General features: G+C 55.2%; 19 protein-coding genes. 9 read left to right on the forward strand and 10 right to left on the reverse strand.

What is annotated here, in order from left to right:
* Positions 1 to 12: 12 nt before the first annotated feature.
* The 3 genes from CA54_RS13800 to gyrA form a co-directional block, all read right to left on the reverse strand.
* Positions 13 to 1,314, reverse strand: coding sequence for a UDP-glucose dehydrogenase family protein (locus CA54_RS13800; RefSeq protein WP_146371316.1), 1,302 nt, complete (start codon positions 1,312 to 1,314; stop codon positions 13 to 15).
* A 296-nt stretch (positions 1,315 to 1,610) separates the two neighbouring features.
* The gene (gene rfbB, locus CA54_RS13805; RefSeq protein WP_146371317.1) at positions 1,611 to 2,627 is read right to left on the reverse strand and encodes a dTDP-glucose 4,6-dehydratase; all 1,017 of its coding nucleotides are present in this window, start codon (positions 2,625 to 2,627) and stop codon (positions 1,611 to 1,613) included.
* A 109-nt stretch (positions 2,628 to 2,736) separates the two neighbouring features.
* Complete coding sequence (gyrA, locus tag CA54_RS13810) at positions 2,737 to 5,445, reverse strand: DNA gyrase subunit A (protein ID WP_146372388.1); 2,709 nt, start codon at positions 5,443 to 5,445, stop codon at positions 2,737 to 2,739.
* 414 nt (positions 5,446 to 5,859) lie between these two features.
* Here gyrA and CA54_RS29365 point away from each other — a divergent pair, with 414 nt between their 5' ends.
* Genes CA54_RS29365 through CA54_RS13820 form a run of 3 tightly spaced genes read left to right on the forward strand, consistent with a single transcriptional unit; the run spans position 5,860 to position 8,187 of the window.
* Entirely contained in the window at positions 5,860 to 6,006 is a 147-nt protein-coding gene (locus CA54_RS29365) for a hypothetical protein (protein ID WP_197532452.1), read from the forward strand.
* A 60-nt stretch (positions 6,007 to 6,066) separates the two neighbouring features.
* Entirely contained in the window at positions 6,067 to 6,534 is a 468-nt protein-coding gene (locus tag CA54_RS13815) for a universal stress protein (RefSeq protein WP_146371318.1), read from the forward strand.
* 51 nt (positions 6,535 to 6,585) lie between these two features.
* On the forward strand, positions 6,586 to 8,187 hold the full coding sequence (locus CA54_RS13820; protein ID WP_146371319.1) for an SLC13 family permease: 1,602 nt from the start codon (positions 6,586 to 6,588) through the stop codon (positions 8,185 to 8,187).
* Between the two features lie 63 nt (positions 8,188 to 8,250).
* Here the strand turns inward: CA54_RS13820 and CA54_RS13825 are convergent, their stop codons facing one another.
* Positions 8,251 to 8,568: a tetratricopeptide repeat protein gene (locus tag CA54_RS13825; protein ID WP_146371320.1), complete on the reverse strand. Its 318-nt coding sequence runs from the start codon at positions 8,566 to 8,568 to the stop codon at positions 8,251 to 8,253.
* A 443-nt stretch (positions 8,569 to 9,011) separates the two neighbouring features.
* Here CA54_RS13825 and CA54_RS13830 point away from each other — a divergent pair, with 443 nt between their 5' ends.
* The 3 genes from CA54_RS13830 (at position 9,012) to tsaE (ending at position 12,149) form a co-directional block, all read left to right on the forward strand.
* On the forward strand, positions 9,012 to 10,412 hold the full coding sequence (locus tag CA54_RS13830) for a trypsin-like peptidase domain-containing protein (RefSeq protein ID WP_197532453.1): 1,401 nt from the start codon (positions 9,012 to 9,014) through the stop codon (positions 10,410 to 10,412).
* A gap of 237 nt (positions 10,413 to 10,649) precedes the next feature.
* The gene (gene thiL / locus CA54_RS13835; RefSeq protein WP_146371322.1) at positions 10,650 to 11,582 is read left to right on the forward strand and encodes a thiamine-phosphate kinase; all 933 of its coding nucleotides are present in this window, start codon (positions 10,650 to 10,652) and stop codon (positions 11,580 to 11,582) included.
* A gap of 51 nt (positions 11,583 to 11,633) precedes the next feature.
* Positions 11,634 to 12,149, forward strand: a complete 516-nt coding sequence (gene tsaE, locus CA54_RS13840; protein WP_146371323.1) for a tRNA (adenosine(37)-N6)-threonylcarbamoyltransferase complex ATPase subunit type 1 TsaE — start codon at positions 11,634 to 11,636, stop codon at positions 12,147 to 12,149.
* A gap of 23 nt (positions 12,150 to 12,172) precedes the next feature.
* Here tsaE and CA54_RS13845 read toward each other — a convergent pair whose 3' ends face one another.
* Positions 12,173 to 13,546 carry a DUF1501 domain-containing protein gene (locus tag CA54_RS13845; RefSeq protein WP_146371324.1) on the reverse strand — a complete coding sequence of 458 codons (1,374 nt, stop codon included), beginning with the start codon at positions 13,544 to 13,546 and terminating at the stop codon, positions 12,173 to 12,175.
* Between the two features lie 537 nt (positions 13,547 to 14,083).
* On the opposite strand from CA54_RS13845, the gene CA54_RS13850 reads away from it, so the two are divergent.
* Positions 14,084 to 16,996 (forward strand): secretin N-terminal domain-containing protein, encoded by a 2,913-nt coding sequence (locus tag CA54_RS13850; RefSeq protein ID WP_146371325.1) that lies wholly within the window; start codon positions 14,084 to 14,086, stop codon positions 16,994 to 16,996.
* Positions 16,997 to 17,096: 100 nt separating this feature from the next.
* Here CA54_RS13850 and CA54_RS13855 read toward each other — a convergent pair whose 3' ends face one another.
* From CA54_RS13855 to CA54_RS13870, 4 genes are all read right to left on the reverse strand, one after another.
* A complete protein-coding gene (locus CA54_RS13855; RefSeq protein WP_146371326.1) occupies positions 17,097 to 18,305 on the reverse strand; it encodes a PQQ-dependent sugar dehydrogenase in 1,209 nt (402 codons plus the stop codon).
* Positions 18,306 to 18,427: 122 nt separating this feature from the next.
* Entirely contained in the window at positions 18,428 to 19,258 is an 831-nt protein-coding gene (locus tag CA54_RS13860; protein WP_146371327.1) for a hypothetical protein, read from the reverse strand.
* Positions 19,259 to 19,358: 100 nt separating this feature from the next.
* Entirely contained in the window at positions 19,359 to 20,585 is a 1,227-nt protein-coding gene (locus tag CA54_RS13865) for an enolase C-terminal domain-like protein (protein WP_146371328.1), read from the reverse strand.
* A gap of 28 nt (positions 20,586 to 20,613) precedes the next feature.
* A complete protein-coding gene (locus tag CA54_RS13870; protein ID WP_231963058.1) occupies positions 20,614 to 21,471 on the reverse strand; it encodes a glycerophosphodiester phosphodiesterase in 858 nt (285 codons plus the stop codon).
* 128 nt (positions 21,472 to 21,599) lie between these two features.
* Between CA54_RS13870 and CA54_RS13875 the strand changes: the two genes are divergently transcribed.
* The gene (locus tag CA54_RS13875) at positions 21,600 to 23,615 is read left to right on the forward strand and encodes a DUF2079 domain-containing protein (protein ID WP_146371329.1); all 2,016 of its coding nucleotides are present in this window, start codon (positions 21,600 to 21,602) and stop codon (positions 23,613 to 23,615) included.
* A 26-nt stretch (positions 23,616 to 23,641) separates the two neighbouring features.
* On the opposite strand, the gene CA54_RS13880 is transcribed toward CA54_RS13875, so the two are convergent.
* Positions 23,642 to 24,646: a D-2-hydroxyacid dehydrogenase gene (locus CA54_RS13880; protein ID WP_146371330.1), complete on the reverse strand. Its 1,005-nt coding sequence runs from the start codon at positions 24,644 to 24,646 to the stop codon at positions 23,642 to 23,644.
* 356 nt (positions 24,647 to 25,002) lie between these two features.
* On the opposite strand from CA54_RS13880, the gene CA54_RS13885 reads away from it, so the two are divergent.
* Positions 25,003 to 25,185, forward strand: coding sequence for a carbon storage regulator (locus CA54_RS13885; protein ID WP_197532454.1), 183 nt, complete (start codon positions 25,003 to 25,005; stop codon positions 25,183 to 25,185).
* The last annotated feature ends 24 nt before the right edge of the window (positions 25,186 to 25,209 follow it).

Genomic DNA, 25,209 nt, shown 5'->3' on the forward strand with positions numbered 1-25,209 from the left:
TCCATCGGGCGATTAACGCAGGCCGATGCCCTCGTAATGAAATCCGTGATCGCGCATCTTAGCGGGATCGTACAGATTTCGCCCGTCAAAAATGACCGGTTGTGTCAGATTGTCGGACATCAGGTCGAACTTCGGATTGCGAAACTCGTTCCATTCCGTATTGATCGCCAACGCATCCGCCCCTTCGAGCGCAGTGTATTGGTCTTCCCAATAGGTGATCTTGTCGCCGTAGATTTGTTTGACTTTTTCCATCGCCACGGGATCGTGGACCCGCACCTTGGCACCCTCGGCCAACAATTGATCAATCAATACCAGCGCCGGGGCTTCACGAATGTCGTCGGTACGTGGTTTGAATGCCAAGCCCCAGATGGCAATAGTACGGCCGGAGAAATCGCCTTCGAAGTACCGCTGCAGTTTACTGAACAGTACCGTTTTTTGTGCTTGATTGACTTTGTCGACGGATTCCAACATCTGTGACTCGACGTTGTGCGCTGCTGCCACCGCTGCCAGCGCCCGGACATCCTTGGGGAAACAAGACCCGCCGTAACCCACACCCGGGAATAGAAACGAAAAGCCGATTCGTGCATCGTGCCCGATGCCGCGACGCACATCGTTGATGTCGGCGCCCACACCGTCACAGACGTTCGCCATTTCATTGATGAAGCTAATTTTGGTGGCCAGCATGCAATTGGCCACGTACTTGGTCATCTCCGCACTCTCCAAACCCATGGAGAGGAACGGTTTTTCGGTGCGCAAAAATGGTTTGTAGAGCTCTTTCAGAACTTCAGCAGGTTCGGGCCGCTCGACCCCGACAACCACGCGGTCCGGTTTGGTGAAGTCATCAATCGCGCAGCCCTCTTTGAGGAATTCGGGATTGGAGACAACGTCGCAGACACGACCGGTCAATTCTCGTAAACGTTCGGACACCGCACGATTGGTTCCTACCGGGACGGTGCTTTTCACGACAACGATACAATCGTCGGGCAGGATTGGTGCCAGTGAATCAACAACCTTCCAAAATGCGCCCATGTTGGCCGAACCATCGTCGCCCTGCGGGGTGCCGACTGCGATGAATGCGCATTGCGAATCGGCAACAGCTTCGGAGAGCTGTGTGGTGAAATGCAATCGTCCCGCTTGAGCATTGCGCTTGACCAGTTCTGTCAAACCTGGTTCGTAAATCGGCACTTCGCCACCCAGGAGCATGTCGACCTTCTTTTGGTCGATGTCCACACAGGTCACATCGTTGCCGCTCTCAGCAAAGCATGTCCCGGTCACTAAACCGACATAGCCGGTCCCCACCATTGCAATCTTCATGTGTTGTCGTCCTCGTTGCCTTGACCGTTCGTTTTATTCGGATGGGGGACCGCCGCCGCCCCGCAACTTAGCAGCCGGCTGTTCTAATTAATGCTAGTTTTCAGAATGGGAGGGCGAGGCTCCCGCCGAGCCGCGATGGACCGGGACGCTTGCCAAACCCATTCGCTCGCTTCACGTTAAAAGGGAAAAACGGCTCAGCAGGAGCTTCACCCTCCCGCTGCGCTGAAAGACAATCGCGAAAACTTATTTTGAAAACATACTCTCAGCTCTTATTTAGTTTTTTTTGAGAGAAGCGTTTATTCGAGTCGTTTGCCGTACTGTTCTTCGTAATAGGTTTGGTATTCCCCGCTCTTGATGTGGGAGGTCCACTCGGCCTGCGACAGGTACCAATTGATCGTGTCTTGCAGCCCTTGTTCAAAATTGACCTGGGGCTGCCACTGCAATTCTCGCTCGGCCTTGCTGGAATCGATGGCGTACCGCAGATCGTGTCCGGGGCGGTCGGTCACGTAGTGGATCAAGCTTTCGGGCTTGTTCAACAATTTCAAAATGCCATGCGTGATTTCCAGATTGGTCCGTTCATTGCCGCCGCCAAAGTTATATACCTCGCCAATGCTCCCGCGCCGCAGCGCCGCATCGATTCCGCGACAATGATCCTCCACGTGAATCCAATCCCGCACATTAGTACCGGTTCCGTAGACGGGCAATTTCAAGTCTGCCGCGGCGTTGGAGATGAATAGCGGAATCAATTTTTCAGGAAACTGATAGGGGCCGTAATTGTTCGAGCATCGCGTGATAATCGCCGGGAAGTCAAAGGAATGGTGGTAAGCATTGACCAATAGGTCTGCCGCGGTTTTGGATGCCGAATAAGGGCTGCTCGGCGCTAAAGGGGTCTCTTCGGTGAACAAACCGGTCGGCCCCAAGCTGCCGTAAACTTCATCGGTGGAGACCTGTACGTAGCGCTCCACATTGGCGGCTCGGCTGGCGTCGAGGAGGATTTGTGTCCCCACGATATTTGTTTGAATGAACGGGCCGCTATCGAGAATCGAACGGTCGACATGACTTTCAGCGGCGAAGTTGATCACCGCATCGACCGGCTGGCTCTCCAAAATCTTGTTCACACATTCGCGGTCGCAGATGTCGCCCCGCACGAATTCGTAACGTGGGTTGTCTTCGACATCGCGGAGATTTTCCAAGTTGCCCGCATAGGTCAGCAGGTCGAGATTGACGATCGAGACGTCGTCATAGGTCTGCAATTGTTGGCGTATGAAATTCGATCCTATGAACCCACAGCCACCGGTTACTAGTAGACGCATCGCCTCATCCTTTTCGAAGTCAGTCGTATTTGTAGAAAATGAGGCGAACGGTCACAGGGATGCCGGGGAGCTTTAGGGAACCACCTTGTTGCAGGCAGTGGGTCTACACCTATTCTTCCTCAGCGACCGCATCCTCGTCAATCTCTTCTTGGGGGACGCGGGCCAAAGAGACCAGTCTGTCGTCTTCGCCCATCCGGATAATCCGCACCCCTTGCGTATTGCGTCCGACTTGCGAAATGTCGGCAACCCGCACACGCTGGATCTTGCCACCGGCGGTGATCATCAAGACTTCGTCCTCTTCCGAAATTGCCGTCACGGCAACCACTTTGCCGTTGCGTTGCGTCGTACGAATATCGATGACCCCCTTACCTCCCCGTTTTTGCCGGCGGTATTTCATGCTACTGCGGACCGTTTCTTCCGACGCGGCTTCGGTTTCCTCGGGTGCGTCCTCAGCAGCTTCGTCTGCAGTGGTTGAATCCCCGGTGGCTGAATCCGCAGTCTCCGCATCTGATTCTGGTTCGCCCGATTCCTCGGTCTCTGGCTCGTCATGATCGACGACCCCGATCGGCGTTCGTTTTCCAAATCCATTTTCACAAACGGTCAACAGGTTTAATTCTGGATCGGCGACAACCATGCCGACGGCGTAGTCCCCTTCGCGGAGGCTGATGCCTTTGACCCCGCGCGTATTGCGGCCCATGCTGCGTGCATCTTCTTGAGCAAAGCGAATCGCCATCCCGTTGGCCGAGGCGAGTAGCAAATCTTCTCCCGGCCCAACGATCGCCACGCCGATCAGTTCGTCCCCTTCGTCCAATTTGACGGCAATCAATCCGCCACGCAGCGGGCGACTGTAAGCGGAGAGGGCGGTTTTTTTGACGATGCCATTGCGGGTGGCCAGCACCAGTTGCCGTTCTCCGTCGAAATCGCGCACGGCCAGACAATGGAAGATCTTCTCGTCCGGTTCGAGACGTACAAGATTGACCAGCGCGCGCCCTTTGGCAATGCGGCTACCCAACGGCAGGTCGTAGACCTTCTGCCAGTACACCTTTCCGCGATCCGTAAAGAACATCAAATAGTCGTGCGTACTGGCAACAAAGAGATGTTCGATCGGGTCCTCGTCATCCGACTTGGCACCCATAATGCCCTTGCCACCGCGGTTCTGCGCTTGATAGCTGTCGAGCTTGATGCGTTTGATATATCCACGATGCGACAGTGTGACCACCATGGTTTCTTCGGTGATCAACTCTTCTTTGCTGACGTTACCGACTTCTTCATCGTTGATTTCAGTTCGCCGCGTGTCACCGAATTTCCCCTTGAGTTGATCCATCTCATCGCGGATGACGGCCAACAGGTGTGCTTCGTCGGAGAGCAACCGCAGGAATTCATCGACGTCATCCAACAGCTTGCGGTGTTCTTCACCGAGTTTTTCTCGTTCCAACCCGGCCAGCGAGCCGAGTTGCATGGCGACGATCGCTTCGGCCTGTTTAGCGGTCAGTCCGTAGTTTTCCTGTGCGACCGGCGCATCCGTTCCGGGATGACGTTCGGCCAAGAATGACTGAAATCCATGATCCCCCAAGGCGCGGGCGATCAATTCGCCGGCGACTTCCAGACTTTGGAGTCGCACACAGGCTTCTTTGCGATCGGGTGACTGCCGAATAGTGTTGATCACGTTGTCGATGTTGATTTGGGCGATCAACAAACCTTCGACGGTGTGCTTGCGTTTCTTGGCTTCGGCCAACAAAAACTCAGTCCGCCGCCGCAGCACGGTCACGCGATGCCGCACAAATTCTTCGAGAATCTCTTTCAGCGACAACTGTTTCGGCCGGCTGCCGACCAACGCCACGAAATTCAAGCTGAGCGTCGTTTGCAAGGGGGAATACTGGAAGAGTTGATTCAATACAACTTCACGATCCGCATCCCGTTTGAGGATAATATGTAGTCGCACTTGCCACGCGGGAATCGTGCGGTCGGTGAGATCGACGATCTGCGAGATTTCTTTAATGCGGCCTTCGCGGACCACTTGCTCTAGCTTTTCCCGAATCCCGTCCCGCGTCTGCAGGTAGGGGATTTCGGTCACGACGATCACGTCGTGGTTTTTCTCTTGCTCGAAATGTGTGCGAGCCCGGACGGCGATTGTCGAACGTCCATCCTTAAACGCCTGCCGGATGCCGAGTTGTCCACAGATGATTCCACCGGTTGGAAAGTCCGGCCCTTGAACGCATCCCATCAGATCGTCGAGTGTGGCGTCGGGTTCGTCGATCAGCAATTGCACGGCATCGCAAACTTCGGCCAAATTGTGCGGCGGAATCATCGTCCGCATACCGACCGCGATCCCGTTGGAACCATTCACCAACAAATTCGGAAACCGCGAAGGCAATACGACCGGCTCGGTCAGCCGTTGATCGTAGGTCGGCACGAAATCAACCGTGTCGCGGCGAATGTCATCCAGCATTTCCGTCGCCGCGGCCGAGAGCCGGGCTTCGGTATAACGCGCGGCAGCCGGTGGTAATCCGGCCAGCGAACCGAAGTTCCCCTGTTTGTCGACCAGGACTTGGCGCATGTTCCATTCCTGCGCCAGGCGCACGAGCGTTAAGTAAACCCCTTCGCCACTATGCGGGTGATAGTTTCCCGACGTGTCGCCGGAGATTTTTTGACACTTCACCCGGCCGCTGCTCGGCCCTAGGTTCAGGTCATTCATCGCCACCAGGATGCGACGTTGCGACGGTTTCAAACCATCTCTCACGTCGGGCAACGCGCGGCTGACGATTACGCTCATCGCATAGGTCAGATAGCTATTCCGCATCTCATCGCGAATATCCATCTGCTGGATGTTCTCTGCGTCTCCTGTCGACAATTCCTGGCCTCCTTGAGGGCTATACACTTATTTTTAATTCGGTTAATCGATTCGTAAAGGAATCCATTCGCCGCGAAATCAAAACTGATAGCGAGTCGGTTTCGACCGCTGGTTCCACCGGTTCCAGGGCGTCTGATACGCCGCTATTATTTGCCGGGCTTGCTAAAATTCCCGGCCAACTTTCGTGCGAACTTCAGCCTGAAGAACGCCAAATGGAGAGGTGAAATGTGCCGAATTCGTCGCCGGATCGAGGCACGCACACATCTCATCGTGCCCGGGAGTCTTGCTGCCAATCCTTCAGCAAAGACGTGTTTCGCAACCCTTTTCTACAAAATAACTTGCGACGCGGGTTTCGCTCAGCTGGTTCGGCGAAAAACCGACATGGCAACAATGCCGATTTTAAGCGATTTTGAGGGAATTATCAACGAGGTGAGCAGTACAAAACTCGATGAAAAATCCGCACCGCCGTATCTGCAAACAGCCATACGTTCAGCAGCCCCCGGCGCGACAAACCGACTGGTCGCCTGATTCCCGCCGTGGTATTGTGTCGGAACGTTTGCGTGAAAAAAAACGGCCTTGCGAGTTTGAATGAACGCCATGATCCAACTGAAAAATATCCTGTTGCCCACCGATTTTTCCGAGCCCGGCCTCGAAGCAGCTAACTATGCTGTGGAAATGGCGGAGCGTTTCGGTGCGACATTGCATTTGCTGCACGTCATCGTCGACCCGGTGATATATCTGCCGATGTTTGAGAGTTATCCCATGCCCTCGAAAGCAGAATTCGAGCAATATGCGCAAGAGCGCATGGAAGGGTGGCTGACCGACGACGATAAAAAACGCTGTAACGCCCAATTGCACTGGGTGCATGGCACGCCCTTTGTGGAGATCATCAATTTCGCTCGCGAGAATGAGATCGACTTGATCGTCATGGGGACACACGGCCACGGAGCGATTGCACACATGCTGACTAGCAGTGAGGCCGAAAAGGTCGTCCGCAAAGCCCCCTGCCCGGTACTCACCGTCCGGCCCGAAGGGCATCAGTTCGTTCATCCTTAAGAATCGAAAATTTTCAGTCGAACTGCCGCAATAAGGAAACTCCGCAGCTCAATGTCTTCCAATGCATACGAGGCAATGCCGACACCGGTAGGGCGGACCGGATTGGTGTGCGGACCGCTGCTGTTCCTGGGCGTGTTGTTCAGTCCTCTCCCCGAGGGCATGTCGGTCGAGGCGCATCGACTCGTGGCGGTTGTTCTGTGGATGGTCATGTGGTGGGTCACACAAGCCGTTCCCATAGCCGCCACCAGCTTGCTGCCGTTGGCCCTGTTTCCTCTCTTGGGGATTCAACCCGCTAAGGAAGTCCCCACGGCCTACATGAACCAAAGCATTGTATTGGCAATGGGCGGGTTCATGATCGCGCTGGGGATTGAACGCTGGGGACTGCACCGGCGGATCGCTTATCATATCGTCCGATTACTTGGCACAGGCCCGCGACGGATTGTGCTTGGTTTCATGTGCGCCACGGCAATTTTATCGATGTGGATCAGTAACACCGCATCGACACTCTTGATGCTGCCCATTGCTTTGGCCATCTTAACATCACTCGAAGAGGTTTTATCCGCTAAGCAAGAATCGGGCGAGCGGCCCGATTTGTCGCGGCTCTCCTTGGCGCTGTTGCTAGGAATCGCCTATGCCGCCAGCATGGGAGGCTCGACAACCTTGGTGGGCACGCCGACGAACATCGCCTTTTTGGGTGTCTGGGACCAGCATTTTGCTGAGGGACCGGAAATCACCGCCGGGCAATGGATGATGGCGTTTGTGCCGTTGGGGATGCTGTTGATTTTCTGCGCATGGGTCTTGTTGACATTGCGAATGCCACCGCAGCCGCAATTGGCGGCGCTGGGACGCGGATTTTTTCGCGACCGCATTCGGGAGTTGGGACCGCCCACCGTTGGCGAATTGCTGATGTTCGGCGTGTTTGTCATGACTGCCTGCTTGTGGGTTTTGCGGGGCAAATTCCAGTTTCAGGATCACGTGTTCTTTGAGGGTTGGGCAACCTGGCTAGAAAACTGGTTGACCAACCATGAAATCGGCGGTTCGTTTACGCATCGTTTTCTGCATGATTCTTCCACGGTGATGGCCATGGTGGTGCTCATGTTCTGCCTGCCTGGTGGGCGCGATGATCAAGGAAAGCTGCGGTTCCTGATGGATTGGGAGACAGCATCGCGACTTCCCTGGGGATTGCTGTTGCTGTTTGGAGGTGGTTTTGCGATTGCTGCAGGATTTGAGAATTCCGAGCTCTCTGTTTATTTCGGGACTCTGTTCACCGAATATGCTGCCGGAAGCCATCCTCTGGTCATGGTACTGGGGATTTGCCTGCTGTTGACGTTTCTTACGGAGTTCACTTCCAACGTTGCCACAACGCAAATATTTTTGCCGATCTTGGGAGCAGCCGCTGTTAGCTTGGGAATCGATCCCCGTTTGTTCATGCTGCCGGCAACGGTCTCCACAAGTTGCGCTTTCATGTTGCCGATTGCCACGCCCCCCAATGCCATCGTATTTGGCTCGGGCCGGATTCGCGTGCTCGACATGGTTCGCTACGGCATCCTACTGAACCTGCTGGGCGTCATGCTCATTACAGCGGTCACCTATTTATTGGTGATCCCCATTTTCGGCATCGACTCCCAGGTGTTGCCGTCCTGGGCAAAGTGAGATGCCGCTGCGACGGTCAAGGTCCGGGATTCTGAGGAATCGCCGCGCAATCAGCTGCGCGACTTACCCGGCAGCGTCCAAACTCGCCCGGAATTCGGTCATTTCGCCGACAGCATGCTGGTCACCGATTCGCATGGCGGTTTCGATTCCCGTTGTCAGGACATCGCGCGCGTCGGTGATCCGATCGAGTTCCGCGTACACCTCGCCTAGCCGAAAATACGTCGGTACGTAGTCGGGCGACGCATTCAACAAGGTTTGAAATCGTGCTTCGGCAGCCTGCAGATCACCCTCGGACCGATATTCCATGGCGACACTGTATTGCAGGAAGGTATCGGTGGGATCCGCGGCCAATAGTTCCTCGAGTTTTTCGCGACGGGACATGGCGGGTTTCTTTGCTGTTCAAATGAGGGAAACGGGTTTGTAGTTGCGGTCCTGCAAACGGGCCGTTTGGGGTTAGGCGTTTTGAGTTGCCGGCACGAATGGCTGTATCTCGGGGGAATTGAGCTTTGCCGCGTCGGCATATCAAAACACCATTCTAGCGAACGTTGACTTGAGAAGAAAATGTTTCGAGATATGTGGATTCACCCAATTAGCGAATTACCTAATCGCTACAGACACTACGTGCCGACCCCGCAGCGGAAGGGTAACCAATTTTGGGTTGGCTGGCCGATTGGAAATTCTAACGGACATCGCCCCGACCTTTGGTATCGAGATACAACGGATCTGAGTCTCGCCTGCAGTTTGATGACGCTGCCATTCGTTGAACCGGAAGTTGCTGGATGCAACCTCGGTTTGAGACCCCCGCGCCGAGAAGAACCCGACTTATGCAACCACGGATTCAAATTACCGGACTCTGTTGTGCGCTCCTTTTGACATGGTTGGCGAACAACGGCGTTGGATCGGAACGCCGTAGTACCCCGCTGGTCAATGCGGTCCAGCGTGTCGAAAAATCTGTCGTCAATATCCACACCGAGAAAACCCAATCCAAAGACCCTGTGTTCGGCTCGCCGAAAAAGGTGAACGGCATGGGAACCGGTGTGATTGTCGACGAACGAGGCTACATCGTTACCAATGAACACGTGATTCACAACGTCGACCAAGACGCGATTCGCGTCGAATTGATCGATGGCACGCAAGCCAAAGCCAACGTCATCTCCTTTGACAGCCGTCAGGACTTGGCGATCATTAAAGTCGATTTCGGACGCTCGTTGCCCGTCGCTCCCTTTGGGACGTCCTGTGACTTGATGCGTGGCGAAACCGTCTTCGCTGTGGGCAATGCGTTTGGATACACTCACACGATCACTCGCGGGATTATCAGTGCATTGGGCCGGAATGTCGAAGTCAATGAAAAGATCGGCTACAAAAACCTGATCCAAACCGACGCCAGCATCAATCCCGGTAACAGTGGTGGACCGTTGGTGAACTTGGACGGCGAAGTCATCGGTATCAACGTCGCCATTCGCGCCGGAGCACAACGGATCGGCTTCACGATTCCCATCGATGACGCCCGTCGCACGATTTCGCGATTGCTGGACAATGAAAAATTCGGCACGTACCACGGTTTGCTCACCAAGGATGTCCGGTCACCTGAATCGAAGAAGATGGTTGTTAGCGGAACGCATTCCGACAGCCCGGCATTCCAAGCGGGTCTGCGGCCCGGCGACGAAGTCCTCAAAGCGGGCAAAGTGGCTGTGTCGGATCGGGCGGACTTCGAACGCGCGTTGTTGGGAATCAATCCCGGAAAAGAAGTGCCGGTCACGGTACGACGCGATGGCGCTGAAGTCGCTCTGCAACTTCGTATCGGACGCAACGGCGAACGCCCTCTCACGAATATCGTCGCCCGTGCCAACAATAGTGACACGACTTCATACCGTGGTGATACGCCGCAACAAATGGTCTGGCGGATTCTCGGTTTGCGATTCCGGACAATCAGCCAAAACCAACTGCCCAACAAATACCAAAAACACTATAAGGGCGGATTACAGGTCATCGAAGTCCGTTCCAACGGCCCAGCGGCTGCCAAAGGGGTGAAGTCCGGCGATGTGGTTGTTGGCTTGGCGTTGTGGGAAGCCTACAAGATCACGCATGTGACGTACGCCTTCAAGCAACAACGCAAATCGCTAACCGCCAACTCAGCCGCCTCGGATATGGCACCTGTGAAGTGCCATATCATTCGCGGGGAGCAAATCATCGAAAAAACATTGAGCCTTCCCCTGCAAGATTAATGTCGCAGACGGTATGCACACGAATGAAAGTCGCTGCCTCTGCTGTGTGATACGAGGACTGTCATCACCTCGATTCACCGGCCGCAGCAAGACGTCCAACGCCGGATCCCAGCGCCGTGGCTAGCTGGGGTCCGGTGTTTTTATGCGCCGAGCCGACCGGTCCTTCCCAGCGCGTCGGTGCGGGCCTACAATTCGGGCGAGACTCTCTTCAATCTCAATCAGCTAAGGTCCACTCGGGTGAACACCGGCCGGCATGAATTTGAACTGATCGCATGGATTCGCCAACAGACCCGCGCCCACGACCGCATTCCTCTGGGAATCGGCGATGACACCGCAGCGTTGGCCTTTCCCAATCCGGCGAACTGCCTGGTCACCGTCGACATGCTGATGGAAGGGGTGCATTTTACGATGCCCCCGGCGACGCCTCGACAAATCGGTCATAAGGCATTGGCGGTCAATCTCAGCGATATTGCCGCAATGGCCGGACGCCCTTTGGCAGCCGTGATCAGCCTCGCCCTACCCCGTGGCGTCCCCGCGAAATTGGCCGAGGAACTGTACGCCGGCATCGAGGAGTTGGCCGACCAGTTCGACGTCGCCATCGCTGGCGGTGACACCAATAGCTGGCAAGGTCCGCTGGTGATCAGCATCACCGCCTTGGGTGAAACAACTGACCGCGGCGCCGTAACACGCAGCGGCGCTCGCCCAGGTGACGCGATATTTGTCACCGGAGGTTTGGGCGGCAGTCTGGCGGGAAAACACCTCGACTTCACGCCTCGCATCAACGAAGCCTCGAAATTGCATGAGGCCGTCGATCTGCATGCCATGCTCGATGTTAGCGACGGCTTGGCGGCGGATTTGCAGCACATTGTCGAAGAAAGCGGCGTGGGAGTTATTTTAGAGGAGTCGGAAATCCCCATCAGCCCAGCCGCCCAAACCGCCGCCGAGGAAGACGGTCGTTCTGCTTGGGATCACGCCCTCTCCGACGGTGAAGACTTTGAGTTGTTGTTTACCGTCTCAGGCGATGACGCTGCGCGGTTATTGGCCAACTCGCCGCTAGAAATTCCCTTGTCGAGAATTGGCACGGTCGTTGATGGTAACGAAATGCAGTTACGCACCGCAGCCGGAAAGGTGATCCCCTTACCGGTGTCAGGCTGGAAGCATCTGTTATAATTGCCGACAGTTCCGTTCTCCGTAACTACCGCTGATCGAGAAAGCCCCACTGTGCCCGGCTCCGAATCGTCCCTCCCGACAACTTGGACGTATACGTCGCATTCAGAAGTAGAGACCGCTGCATTAGGCGCCGCCGTAGGGCACGCTGCTCAAGCGGGGGCGGTGATTGGTTTGGTAGGCAACCTCGGTGCGGGAAAGACGCGTCTGACTCGTGCCGTTGCCACGGCGCTTGAAGTCGACGAAAAGTTGGTCACGAGCCCGACATTCGTATTGATCCAAGAATACGCCGGTCGGCTGCCGGTATATCATTTCGATACGTATCGGTTGGGCAGCGTTGACGAGTTTCTGGATTTGGGCGTCGAGGAATATTTTGAGGCCGGAGGCGTCTGCTTGATCGAATGGGCGGACCGCGTTGCCGGTGTCTTGCCTGACGATGTGCTACGGATCGAAATCGACATTACGGGAGAAAGCACCCGCGTTTTCAAGTTCGCTGCCCAAGGACCAATCGCACAATCGATGCTCATCGACGTTGCTCGCAACGTCGCCGACGCGCATAAAGAAGGTTGAAATTGTGGAACTTGCGCCGGGCGTTAGAGCAATTCCGAAATCGGGGTGGGATCTTCCAGGACCGGGGTTGGGCGACCGCGATGGTCTAAGAGATGCAACGCCGGGTTGAGTCCCATGGCACGATAGATTGTGGCGTGGATATGTTCCGGACGAACTGCGCGGGTGAGCGGTCGATATCCCTTGCTGTCGGTCGAACCGATAATCTGCCCGCCACGAATGCCGCCGCCTCCCATCAGGCAGAACATCGATGCACCCCAGTGATCGCGACCGGGCGTCCCCTTACTCAACGGAGGACCGCCATTGCCGCCATCGTTGATCCGTGGCGTGCGGCTGAATTCACCGCAGAGCACAACCATGGTGCTTTCCAACAGACCGCGCTGGTCCAAGTCTTTGAACAAACCATACACGGCAGCGTCGACGCGCGGTAAATAGGATTGCATGCCTGATTCGAGATTCCAGTGATGGTCCCAGCCGCCGAAATGGCAAGTGACAAACCGCGCGCCGGCTTCGACCAACCGTCGCGCCAACAACGTGCTTTGGCCCCAAGTATGCCGTCCATAGAGATCGCGAATCCGTGGATCTTCACGGCTAAGGTCAAAGGCTTCCCGCGCGCGTTTTCCAGAGACGAATTCAAATGCGTTTTTATCGAACCGATCCATCGCATCGAAGGTAGCGGTCTTTTCGACGTTGCGGGGAATCGTGTCGAGTTGTGTCAACAACCCGCGGCGATCCTCCAACCGCGACAGAGACAACCCTTTCGCCAGATTCAGGTTTTTGACTTCGAATTTATCTTTGTTCGGATCCCCACCCGTCTGAAACGGATCGTGTTGCACGCCCAACCAGTTTCCGCCGAAGTAGCCTGGACGCAAGCCGATGCTACTGGCTACCGGCACGCTGATGTAGCTGGGCATGCCCGGACTTTTTGCACCTAACTCGCGCGTAATCACTGAACCGAGAGAGGGGAATTTACCCGTATTGTTCCCACCGCTGACACCCATCGCTTTGGAAGTCAACATACGATGGCCGCCGGCGAAGTGATCGCCCGTGCCGTGATGTAGCGAGCGGACGATCGAAAACTTGTCGGCGATTTTTGCTTGTTGGGGAAACAGTTCGCTGATTTCAAATCCCTGTACGTTCGTAGGAATGGGATTCCACATACCGCGAATCTCAGCCGGTGCTTCCGGTTTGAGATCGTATAGATCCAAGTGCCCCGGTCCGCCGTCGAGCCACAGCAAGATAACTGAGCGATGCTGTTTACCCTCCGCTGCAGTTTCCTTGGCACGCAACACGTCCGCCAATCCTGCGGTGGCCATGCCGGCGACGCCCAACTGCACAAAGCTGCGACGACTCATGCCGTCACAGTACTTTCCTGTGTTTCCCATATCGACTTGCAGCATCGTCGGTCTCTCCCAACCAAAATGGGGGCAATCGTCCCGCGTCTTTGCGGGGCTCACAACGCATCACGCTGTATTGATGTGAATTCTACTCAAATCATTGCAATCCGTGCAACGTGATCTAGGGAATTTACCAGGGTAGTCGGCTGTGCAGAGTGGCCAGTGGATAGAGGCCAGTGGCCAGAAAAGGGGGAGCGATTACCCGCGATCAGTCACTGGGGCAGAAGCTCAAAGCCTAGTCCGCCAGTTTGAAGTGGACATCCCGCACACCACCTCAAACCTGTCGCTTTACGCCTGTTTTACTCAAAAATAGACAAATTCCGCTCCCAATCGTATCTTCCTAAACAGTCCGCGATTGAGCATTTCGCAGTTGTAGCCAAGTCATTGCGTGATAAAATGGGAAATCGAGATTTCTTGCTCGCCGTGATTTCACAGGCAGGGCCCGTGTCGATCGACTCTTCCGTGAGTACTCACACTTGCGTGATACGGGTAAAAAATACCGTTCGGAATGCGTTCTCTAATACGAAAAGGTAGTCTCACATGCGCTCCATGCATCGCATATTTCTGTCAGCCGTTTGCGGGTTGTTGCTCAGCGGATTGCCCGAACTCTGTCATGCCCAAGATGCTGTTGTCGTCCCCTCTGGAGTACGGGGTCGACGGTCCACGCCCTCGCAACCGGGGCAGCCTGGCCAACCTCAACCGGGACAAGCAAAACCGGGTGATAAATCCAAGCCGGGTGACGACAAGAACAAAGACAAAAAACCGGACGAGAAAAAAGAGGAACCGGGAACCTCAGCCGTAAAGCGGCCCGCCAAACCGGATGAGGAGCCGAAGCCGGAAGATCTCAAACTACAGAGACTGGGCGACGGTGAAGTCCGCTTCAACTTCCGCGGCGCTCCCTGGCCGGTGGTGCTCAAGGAGTTGGCCGACGTCGCGCATCTCAACTTGGACTGGCAGGAATTGCCGGGCGACTATTTGAATTTTGTCACAACCCGCAGTTACGAGGTCGACGAAGCCCGCGACGTGATCAATCGCCACCTGCTGGCGCGGGGTTACACCATGATCTTGCATGAAGAAATGCTCTCGGTGGTCAGCCTGAAGAAAATCAAAGAACTCAACCCGGCCGTTGTACCGGAGGTCACGCCCGAGGAACTTGCCAAATTGATGCCCCACGAATACGTCCGCACGTCGTTCGTGCTCGATACGTTGATTGCCAAAGAATTGGCAGAACAACTCAAACCGTTGATTAGCCCCGAGCATGGCCGTCTGAACGCGGTGGAGTCGCTCAATCGTCTGGAAGCGATGGATACGGTCGCCAATTTGCGGCAGATCCAATCATATCTATTGATGGAGAAATCCGACATCGGACAAGACCGAGTGATGCAGGAGTTCTTTCTCAAACATACCCGCGCCTCAGAAACGTTGGTGCAATTGCAAGATCTGCTGGGGATCAAACGCACGGCCGAAGTCTCCGGCGCCGCGAATCCGCAGATGCAGCAGCAAATGCAACAAATGATGCAACGCATGCAGCAACAACAGCAAAAAAAGGGTGGGGCTGCCGGTGCTAAGGCCCCCGAAGAGGTGCGACTGATTGTCAATTCCCGCAGCAACAGCATCATGGCGACGGCACCACCCAACAAAATGGCCATCATTACGCAAGCCATCAAATCACTCGATGTGGCTGCCGATCCGGCCGACTCGCTGTTTAACAACATCGACCGCATGCAGACTTATCGTTTAGCGGCGACCGACCCCGAAACGTTAGTAAATATGTTGGAAGACCTGGGGGGCTTGGATATCGGCACGCAATTAGAAGTCGATAAAAAGAATAAAGCCATCATCGCCAAGGCCTCTATGACCGACCATTTGATGATCCGCAAACTGATCGCCAAGCTCGACGGCAGCGGCCGGCGGTTTGATGTGATCAAATTGCGACGACTAGACGCGGTCGAAGTCGCCGGCTCGATCAAATTCATGATGGGCGGCGAAGAAGAGAAAAAGGACAACAGTCGCTCGCGGTATTCGTGGTATGGCGGCTACGGATCGTCCAATCAAAAAGAGGAAAAGGAAGACAAATTCCGTGTCGATGCCGACATGGACAACAACCGCCTGTTGCTGTGGGCCAACGACATTGAATTGGACTCAGTCGAAGGGTTGTTGGTCAAGTTGGGTGAAATCCGGGCTCCCGGCCAAAACCGCAGCAAAATGCGGTTGATGGAAGCGGTTTCCCCCGAAGATTCCGAAAAGGTCTTAGAACGCCTGCGGAAGATTTGGCCGAACATTGCCCCCAACGAATTGATTCTCCCCGAACCGATTGAAACTCCGGAAACAGACGAACCGACTAAGGAAAAAAAGGATGCAGCGGCCAAACCCAAGACCGCTGCCCTGCCGATTCAACCACGTCTGCAGTTGGCGAATTTCTATGAAGAAAAGACGGCGGCAAAAGAACCGGTCGAGGCCGCCGCAGCTGATGCGAGCGACAATCAACAAGCCAAACGTCCTGCGGGCACCCGCAAAGCCGAAGCGCCTCCCATCTCGATCCGCCGCACACACGATGGCCGTCTCGTCATCAGTTGCGACGACCCCGCCGCACTGGATGTGTTAGAAGATTTGATGGTCGACATCGCTCCGCCACCAAAGACTTACAAAGTCTTCTTCCTCAAATATGCGTCCGCCTATTGGGTCAGCTTTAATCTAGAGGACTTCTTCAAAGAAGAGGACGAAGACGACAAACCACGTCGACCCTACTGGTATTACGACTACGGTTCCAACGATAAGAAAGACGAAACGCGAAGTTTATCCAAGCGCAAGAAGTTGAAATTCATCGTCGATACCGACACGAATTCGATCATGGTCCGCGGCGGGGATTCCAGCCAATGGAAAACTGTTGAGGAATTAATTGAAATGTACGACAAGGCCTTGCCGCCCAACTCGCGTAATGTGCGACACGTACAAATCTTTAAGCTCAAACACAACAGCGCTAAGGACGTTTCCGAGGCGATCAAAGACGTTTATCGCGACCTGCTCAGCGCTAATGACAAGGCGCTTGAAAATCAGCCGAAAAAACAAACTAACATTCGCTACGCCGACTATTATGGCGACGATGACAAGGATGAATTGAGCCAAGGCCGTTTCAAGGGGGACTTGTCGATCGGGGTCGACCCCAAGACGAATACGTTGATCGTCTCAGCCACGGAGGCCATTTTGCACAACGTGGGACTCATGATCAACGAACTTGAGACATCGGCGGCACCGCTGGAATCGAATATGCAGGTCGTCAAACTCAAGCCGGGAATGGATTCTGCGGCGATCCATGAGAACCTTTCCAAACTGCTCAACCCGCGACCGTCGGACGAAGAAAAGCAAAGACAAGAAGCGGAGAAGCAAAAACAAATGCAACGAAAGCAACAGCAGCAGCAACAAGATGCCGCAGCCGCAGCCTTGCTGAACTGACTCGCTGCACCGTTGGGTTTGCACAATCGGGTTTACACGTGACAGACGTATTCCCCCACCCCTCGTTTATCCGAGGAGTGGGGGATTTTTTATACGCGTCCTATTCGGCTTTCTCAAACCCGAAAATGTGACCCGACGGGGTGAGCATATATGCCTCCCCTTGTTCGTCTTCGCCGAATGACATCACCGGCAGTGGGTCGACCCCTTCCGGCCAACTGATGCTGCGGTTAGCAGTCACGACTTTTTTGTCGGCGTCGTACTTCAAGGCCCAAATGCGGCCGCTCACGTAGTCGGCATACAAATACGAGCCGACCAATTCTGGAAACTTCTTGCCACGATAAACCTGTCCGCCGGTGATCGACTTGCCGATGTCGTGATGGTATTCCCAAATCGGTTCGATCAAATCCTTGCGCGGCCCGACTCCGTTGGGGCCGAATTTGTGCTTCCCTTCACGAAGGTTCCAACCGTAGTTGCCCCCTTTGACGATGATGTCAATTTCTTCCCAAATGTCCTGCCCCACATCCGCCGCCCAGCACAGGCCGGTTTTACGGTCAAAAGACAACCGCCAAATGTTACGAACGCCGTAGGCATAAATCTCGGGACGCGCACCGGGGGTCTTCACGAACGGGTTGTCCTTGGGAATCGAGTAGTTCTTTCCGTTGGACTTGTGGTCGACATCAATCCGCAAGATCGATCCCAACCATGTCTTTAGGTTTTGTCCGTTCCCCATCGGATCATTACCGGCTCCGCCATCCCCAAGGGCAATGTACAAATAACCGTCCGGCCCAAAGGCGATTGTGCCGCCATTGTGATTCCAAAACGGTTGTGGAATGCGGAGGATTTCGACTTCCGTCTTGGGATCCACCTGCTGAGGATTGTCGGCGGAGACGGTGAACCGGGAGACGACCGAGGTGTGCGGAGCATCGGTCGTTGTGTAATACACGAATAGATGGCCGTTCTCTTTGTATTTGGGATGAAACGCAAAACCTAACAGGCCTTCTTCGTTTTGGTTGTCCTTGTAGACCACCTTGGACTCGATGTCGAGAAACGGGCTCGACTCGGTGGCGTCCTGATCGTTTTTGAAGACGCGAATCACCCCTTCTTGTTCGGCAACAAAAACGCGATCACTGCCGTCGCCGGCGTAGGTCATTACGATCGGACGCCGAAACTCCAAATCGATGAATGCCTGTGTCGCGCGGATGGCGAGCGGCGATTCATCAATTTCCGCCGCACGGCCGGTGGTGCTCAAAATAGAAACTGTCAAAGCCAGTGCGGAGAACACCAGCGTCATACGCGGAAACATCTTCATCAGCGGACCACCTGTTGCGTGAATTGGTTAAAAAATTTCTTGTCAGGCGCGCAACGCAACGCACCTGCCTGGGTAGGTCGTATGAGAATAGAGCGAAGCGGCCCCGATTTCAAAGCGCACGGCTATTGAAATAGTTTCGGATCGACCGTCCACTGGCCGAAATCGTTCTCGCCCGGCTTGACCGTCACGGTCACGAGGCCTTTTTTCCAGGTCTGTGGCGCGTCGCCTTGGGAGGCTGCCGTGACGTCGGTCGGGACTTCGTGCCACACATGAAACGTCCATTCACCGGCCGGGAGGTTTTTGATCGTAAAGCGGCCTTCCTTGTCGGTGACAGCCATATAGGGATGATCTTGAACGAGTAGCCAACCGGTCATCCAAGCGTGAATCGAACAACTGACCTTCGCCGGCGCCCGCTCGACACGGCGCGCCGAGCGGCGGTCTTCGGTTTCGGGGGGAGAAACAGCGTTAAACGGCAGATTCCGCTTCAAATACGCAGCTGTGTTATGCGCGATCTTGTCGTCATTTTTAATCAACAATATTTGCGTGGTTCGCAGCGTTGTTACGTGTGGCACGAATCGACAATCCTTGTTGGCCAACAAGACATCCGCCTTGGCCGATTCGGCATACGACTCATGAATCGGCGGCGTCTTACGTCGCGGCATTTCTAGCCAGATCACGACGTTGGCGATGCCGCGACTCTCTTTATCGACCCGTAGTTGCTCTGAATGCAGATCGAACGGCCCGCAGAATTCGGCGTCCTTGTTGAGTTCCAATGCTTCGGCCACCGGCGGTTCACCACCGTAAACGAATTGCCCGCTCAGGTCGCCCCATGCGTCGGCTGCATCATCTGCGGAAACCGTGCTCACCAGATCGCCGTGCGGAGAGCCAGTCCATCCGGCACAACAAAATGTGCCCACGACCAAAATGAAACCAATTGCCTTTGAGCCTGACATAACTAACGACACCTCGAATCAAGTTGACAACCGACAAAAGAATACGGTGTTATTTGATTGTATCGAACTTGGCGTCAGGAGGATACGAACGGCGGTGAGGTTACGGTTTGACACTGGTGCCATCCGCGCGGCGATAATTGCCCCAGAACATGTCAAACGGCGGGGCGTCGGTGATCGGAAACTTCGCTGCTAATGTTTCGTCGATGTCGATCCCCAGTCCGGGACCATCATTCACATCGTAATATCCATCACGCAATTCCGGGCAGCCGGGGAACACATCTTGCTCGGCTTGGTTGAATTCGTGGGCTTCTTGAATGCCAAAATTCGGGACAGCCAAATCCAGGTGGATATTGGCCGCATGCCCGACCGGCGAGACATCCCCCGGCCCATGCCAAGCGGTCCGCACGCCAAACAGCTCACACATGGCGGCCATTTTGCGGGCGGGGGTCAGTCCCCCGATTTGCGAAATGTGCACGCGCATAAAATCGATCAGTCGCCCGCTCACCAACGGTATCCATTCATGCGGATTGTTGAATAACTCTCCCATGGCAAGCGGGGTGCTGCTTTGTTGCCGCAACTGCGAGAAATAACCGGCATCCTCCGGACTAAACGGGTCTTCCAAATAGAACAAACGATGTTGCTCCAAATCTTTGGCCAGTCCCATCGCCAATATCGGCGGTACGCGTTCGTGCACGTCGTGAATCAATTCCACTTCGTCGCCCAGTTGATTCCGCAGATGCTCAAACAATCGCGGAATCGCCCGGACGTAGGGGCGTGGTTCCCAGATTTCGGTGCGGCGATTTTCGGGAACATCATCTGCACCTGTCGTCTCTCCACTGCCATAGGTCCCCATGCCGGGAATCGCGACCTGCGCCCGCACATGGCGGTAACCCGCCTGTAGAAATCCGCGGACTTGGTCCTCGACCTCTTGGAAATCACTGCCCGAGGCATGCCGATACGTATCGACAGCAGAGCGGCATTTGCCCCCCAGCAGTTGATAGACGGGCACTCCGGCGACTTTCCCCAGGATATCCCACAGCGCCATGTCGACACCGCTGAGGGCATTGTTCAGCACCGGACCATTCCGCCAATAGGAACTGACAAACGCCGACTGCCAGATGTCTTCGATGTCGAGCGGATTCTTACCGAGCAAGAACGGCCGCAAATACTCATCGACCGCCGTCTGCACGACCCGCGCACGTTGAGTAAAGGTCGCGCAGCCCAGTCCGTACAACCCCGGTTGGTCGGTCAGCACTTTGACCACGACCAGCCGAATCCCCGCCGGAGCAGTGAGGATCGTTTTCACATCGGTGATTTTCAACGGCACGCCCCTTTGGATCGATTGACATTCACAATCACTTCGACTTCGTTCGATAGACCGGTTTCAACCGCGGGATGCCGACCTCGTCGGCCACCTTCAGCATTGCTGCCAGTTCGTCGACCAAGGGAAACTGGACGCCACTTTCAAACAACTGCTGCACGACCTCCGCATCGTTAACACAACAATAATTGATCCGCACGTGGTGCATCGTGAGTTTTTGCGTGTGGTCGGGAGAAACGGTTTTCCCTCGCAGTAATTGAATAAAGCCCGCCCCCATGGCGATCGTTTCATCGACGTACTGCAGGTTATTGCCTTGACGCTCCATATTGCAGATTAAAATTTCCTCATCAACCTGACGGGCGGCTTGGGCGGCTTTTTTGTTGCAGGCCAATAATGCCTGATGCTGCCGCTCGTGAGCGATGATTCGTCGCGTCGTCTTCTCGGCCAATTCCGCATTCCCTTTCAGGTGCACGTTCAGCCAGATATTCTCCGGCATGATCTTCAAGGCTTCATCAAGCGTCGGGATTCGTTCTCCGGCAAACTCAGCCGACTTCCAACTTCCCGCGTCCAGTTTCTTGAGTTCCGCCAGCGTAAAGTCCCCCACCGGGCCGCTGCCGTCGGTGGTGCGATCGAGCGTGGGGTCGTGCAGCAACACCAGCTGTCCGTCCTTGGTGAGCGCCACATCGAATTCGATCATTTGCGCCCCCAATCGAATCGCCTCGCGAAACGCCGCCAACGTGTTCTCCGGATGCGTATTGCTCGCCCCGCGATGTGCGCAAATCCCCCGCTGCGGCATGTCAACGCCCTGGGGAGACTCGGCAAACGATCTACAAACCCCCGTTGTGGCGATGGCGAGTGCACTGAAAAACAATAGAAAAAACGGCTGTCGCATGGTTGGCCTTTCTGCCTACGTAGGAATTCCCTGAAAGCGGAGTGGATGAACGGGGGAGGATTACACTAACATCAATAACGGGGCGGTCGCCGCCATTCAAGATTCCTCTCGATCCATCGAAACCCTCCATGTCCGATCCTCCTGCCAGACCACAGGCACTACCACCGCGTCTCTCTTGGGCGCTCGGCATGGTTATTGGCGGCACGTTGGCCTATTGCATCGGCTTGCAGATGCTGCTTGAGGATCAATCGCTTTCCTCCAATATGATCAGTTCCGGCCTGTGGCGAAAGGTCGTCAGCATTTTTGGCGGCGAAGTCAAAGCCAATCCCGCCGCCAATGCACTCACAGCGGTCGTTCCCTTTTTCCGTTTGCTGCTGATCAATGGCACGGCGAGCGTTGTTACGTGGCTGGCTGGGGCGTTCTGGTTGAGTCGCAAACGCGGCGAAGAATACGTCGATTCGCTCGCCTATTGGGGCTGGCGAGGCTGGCCGTGGTTGTTGCTGCCGTTTGTCTGGCAAATCCTGTGGCTGATCTCCCTGGGTGGCACGTGGAATCCATTCGTCACCGCCAGCACGCCCTTCTGGTTGGCAATCAGCTGCGCCGGTTGGGGGGCCACATTTTTCACATTGGCTTTGCCGCGACAAGATTCCCAAACCATCGACGCCACTCCACCGCAGCGCGTTCCCTGGGCATTGTGGTTGGGAATCGCACTGTTCGTCGGCTGTTTCTTCGCCATGAACCGGCAACTGTATTACGGGCTGCAAACGCCACACGGCGATTCAGCGATGTACGAAGAGCATCTTTGGAATCTCACGCACGGCAAAGGCTTTCGCAGCTTTCTGGATTACAACACCGAGCGGCAGCCGCCGGAGTTTCGTCTGTTTTTGGGCGAGCATATCCAAGTCGTGCATGTGTTGTTGTTGCCGGTGTATCTCATCTGGCGTTCGCATCTGACGTTAGAGTTGTGCGAAACCATTGCCTTGGCCAGCGGGGCGTTGGCGGTATTTTTCATCGGGCGGCGACATTCCGGTTCGCGCCGTGGTGCCGCCCTGCTCGCCGGCGCGTACCTGCTCTATTTTCCGCTGCATTTTTTGGATATCGAAATCGACTTCAAAACGTTCCGCCCGATTTGTTTCGGCGTACCGGCGATACTTTTTGCGCTTGATCAATGGGAGCGCGGGCGTGTTAAGACGATGCTGTTGTTACTCGCCGTTGCTCTTTCGGCCAAAGAAGACTACGCGATGATTCTCGCCCCGCTGGGGATATGGATCGCCCTACACCGGCAGGCGGAGGCGGACCATCCTCTCCCGCGCAAACGGCTCTGGTGGCTGGGAGGATGTATGGCACTGTTTGGAGTGCTATATTTGATGTTGGTGATCAAATTCGCCATCCCCTACTTTCGGGGCGGCGATGTGCATTACGTGCGTTATTTCCCCGAAGATCTGGGCGCAACGCCCGGCGAAATGGTGCGCAATGTCTTTATCCATCCACTGCGAGTGGCCGGGTATCTGTTCACGCCGGGCAATTTGCTGTTCGCGCTGTATTTGTTGTTGCCGCTCGGCGGATTGCCGTTATTGTCTCCCACGCGGTTGGCGGTGGCGGCTCCGTTGTTTGGTGTGCTGTGCCTGAATCAACTTGCCCGTGATACGCAACACCACTTCCATGCGCCGTTGATACCGATTCTTTTCTGGGCAGCGGCCGCATCGCTGACGACCACTGCACGATTTCGGCCGCGGTGGGCATTCGCCTGCGCGTTGTGTACGGGATTGTTTTTCAGTGTCGGGCCGACGGGAATCGCATTTTGGGACCCCGCATCCGCCTATTATTGGGAGCGCTGGTACGTGCCGGGTGAACGGGCTGAGAAATTCGCGGAAGTGATCGAGCAAATCCCCGCCGAATCAAAAGTCGCCTCGACCGATTTCGTGCATCCACGCTTCACGCATTACGCGCGGTCGTATGACTACAGCGACTACCGCCCCGTCGTCCCGGATGACACGGATTACATCGTGATTGATACGCGGCATCGCTACAGCAACATCAAGCTGCCGAGTGAGGTCAAGGAATTTCGCGACAATCCGCAAACCTGGGAATTGTTACCTGATCGCACTGACGGTTACTTCATCGTGCTGCGTCGCCGCCGCTGACAGGCCGGTCATTCAACCTCGCTCGCTCAAAACCACTTCTCTTTGTCGGCCGGGGTCAAGAACTCTTCACCGTTGATGTAACGGCGAATATTCTCCAACAATGTTTCGGTATGTCGTTCGGCGATGCGCGGCGAGGCGGCCGCGACGTGCGGCGTGATGAGTACGTTTTCCATGCCCCACAGCGGATGGTCGGCGGGGAGCGGTTCGACTTCAAACACGTCCAGTGCTGCGCCGGCAATCTGTCCTGCCTCGAGTGCGGTGGTCAGCGCCCCCAAGTCGACAATCGCACCGCGTCCAATATTAATCAGATAGGCCGAGTCTCGCATTTGCTGAAGCTGTTCGGTCGAGAAAAGTTTTTCTGTCTCCGGCGTGTGCGGGGCGGCGATTACCACAAAATCACTGGAGGCCAACAGGTCGGGAAGTTGGCGGATCGGCCATATTTCCGGCAGGACATCGGGGATCTCACGGCGGACCGGATCGACGCCCAGCACATGCATGCCAAAGGCGCGGGCCCGGCAAGCGATTTCACCACCGATGCTCCCCACGCCGACAATCCCCAGCGTGCAATCAGCCAGATGCAGTGCGCCGCGGTCAATGGCATTGACTTGCCCCGGCCCGTTCACAAAATCGGCCCGGGCTTCTTCTCCACCGACCGGTGCCCACCGAGATTGCATTTGTTGCCGCAAATAAATATGGGAATTGCGCGCGAACATCAGCACGTAGCCGAGCACGTGATCGGCGATGACGTCGTAAAACAAGCCCCGCATATTTGTCAACTGGCAAGGATGCGCGACCAATTCTGGAAAGAGGTAATGCTCCAAACTAGCGGTCGGTGACTGCACCCAGTCCAACTGCTTTGCACGTGCCAACAGTTGTGGTGTCAGCTTTCCGAAGAACGCGGTTGCCTCGACGATTGCTTCGTCGGCGGTCGCTTGATCGGCTGCATTCACAACAACCATGTCTTGCGCCGCATCCTGAATTCGTTGCAGACGCAGATCGTCGACGGGCGGAAAGATGACAAGTTTTTTCATAGCGTATCGGTTCTGGTTGAGGCGTCAAAGCATTGCGTAATCACAAGCGCCGCGACTTAGTTTTGAGATTGAAATTTCACAGTTGTCCGGTCGGGTTCATTCCGTTCTCTACTTCGCAGCTTTGGTAATATGATACCACGTCACGTGGCTGTTGTTTCATCACTTGGGTGCGCGCAAACGTAATTTGTCAAGTATCGATTCCTAAAAATACAAAGACTTTTTTCATCCATAATCCGACGTTTTGGAGCTTGCTCTTCCGAGGACTGTTCGACAAAATGGGACACCAACGCATGACGTTCGATGCGTGTTTTCTGATTTCTTCTTTCGACTCTTATTCAGATTCAAGAGGCTGGTTGATGCAAGTCATCTCACGTGCTGAAAGCGAATCGATTCAGTTTGGCAAAAACTTGACCTTAACCGTGGTGGAGATCACCGACGAATACGTCCGCTTGGGCATGACTTCCACGGATGGCGAACTGAACTACTGGGAAGAGATCCTGTACCTGCAAACACAAGAGGCGGAATTGCAGCTCAATTAACACTTTGTGAGACAGCTCGAAATG

This window comes from Symmachiella macrocystis (genome assembly GCF_007860075.1).
GTDB classification, from domain to species: Bacteria; Planctomycetota; Planctomycetia; order Planctomycetales; family Planctomycetaceae; genus Symmachiella; species Symmachiella macrocystis.

Bases quoted from the DNA above. Each gene is read 5' to 3' on its own strand.
- CA54_RS13820 (WP_146371319.1), top strand. From the start codon at position 6,586: ATGTCTTCCAATGCATACGAGGCAATGCCGACACCGGTAGGGCGGACC.
- CA54_RS13800 (WP_146371316.1), bottom strand. From the start codon at position 1,314: ATGAAGATTGCAATGGTGGGGACCGGCTATGTCGGTTTAGTGACCGGG.
- CA54_RS13855 (WP_146371326.1), bottom strand. From the start codon at position 18,305: ATGAAGATGTTTCCGCGTATGACGCTGGTGTTCTCCGCACTGGCTTTG.
- CA54_RS29365 (WP_197532452.1), top strand. From the start codon at position 5,860: ATGGCAACAATGCCGATTTTAAGCGATTTTGAGGGAATTATCAACGAG.
- CA54_RS13850 (WP_146371325.1), top strand. From the start codon at position 14,084: ATGCGCTCCATGCATCGCATATTTCTGTCAGCCGTTTGCGGGTTGTTG.
- CA54_RS13830 (WP_197532453.1), top strand. From the start codon at position 9,012: ATGCAACCACGGATTCAAATTACCGGACTCTGTTGTGCGCTCCTTTTG.
- CA54_RS13845 (WP_146371324.1), bottom strand. From the start codon at position 13,546: ATGCTGCAAGTCGATATGGGAAACACAGGAAAGTACTGTGACGGCATG.
- CA54_RS13885 (WP_197532454.1), top strand. From the start codon at position 25,003: ATGCAAGTCATCTCACGTGCTGAAAGCGAATCGATTCAGTTTGGCAAA.
- CA54_RS13870 (WP_231963058.1), bottom strand. From the start codon at position 21,471: ATGCGACAGCCGTTTTTTCTATTGTTTTTCAGTGCACTCGCCATCGCC.
- rfbB (WP_146371317.1), bottom strand. From the start codon at position 2,627: ATGCGTCTACTAGTAACCGGTGGCTGTGGGTTCATAGGATCGAATTTC.
- CA54_RS13875 (WP_146371329.1), top strand. From the start codon at position 21,600: ATGTCCGATCCTCCTGCCAGACCACAGGCACTACCACCGCGTCTCTCT.
- CA54_RS13815 (WP_146371318.1), top strand. From the start codon at position 6,067: ATGAACGCCATGATCCAACTGAAAAATATCCTGTTGCCCACCGATTTT.
- CA54_RS13860 (WP_146371327.1), bottom strand. From the start codon at position 19,258: ATGTCAGGCTCAAAGGCAATTGGTTTCATTTTGGTCGTGGGCACATTT.
- CA54_RS13880 (WP_146371330.1), bottom strand. From the start codon at position 24,646: ATGAAAAAACTTGTCATCTTTCCGCCCGTCGACGATCTGCGTCTGCAA.
- gyrA (WP_146372388.1), bottom strand. From the start codon at position 5,445: ATGGATATTCGCGATGAGATGCGGAATAGCTATCTGACCTATGCGATG.
- CA54_RS13825 (WP_146371320.1), bottom strand. From the start codon at position 8,568: ATGTCCCGTCGCGAAAAACTCGAGGAACTATTGGCCGCGGATCCCACC.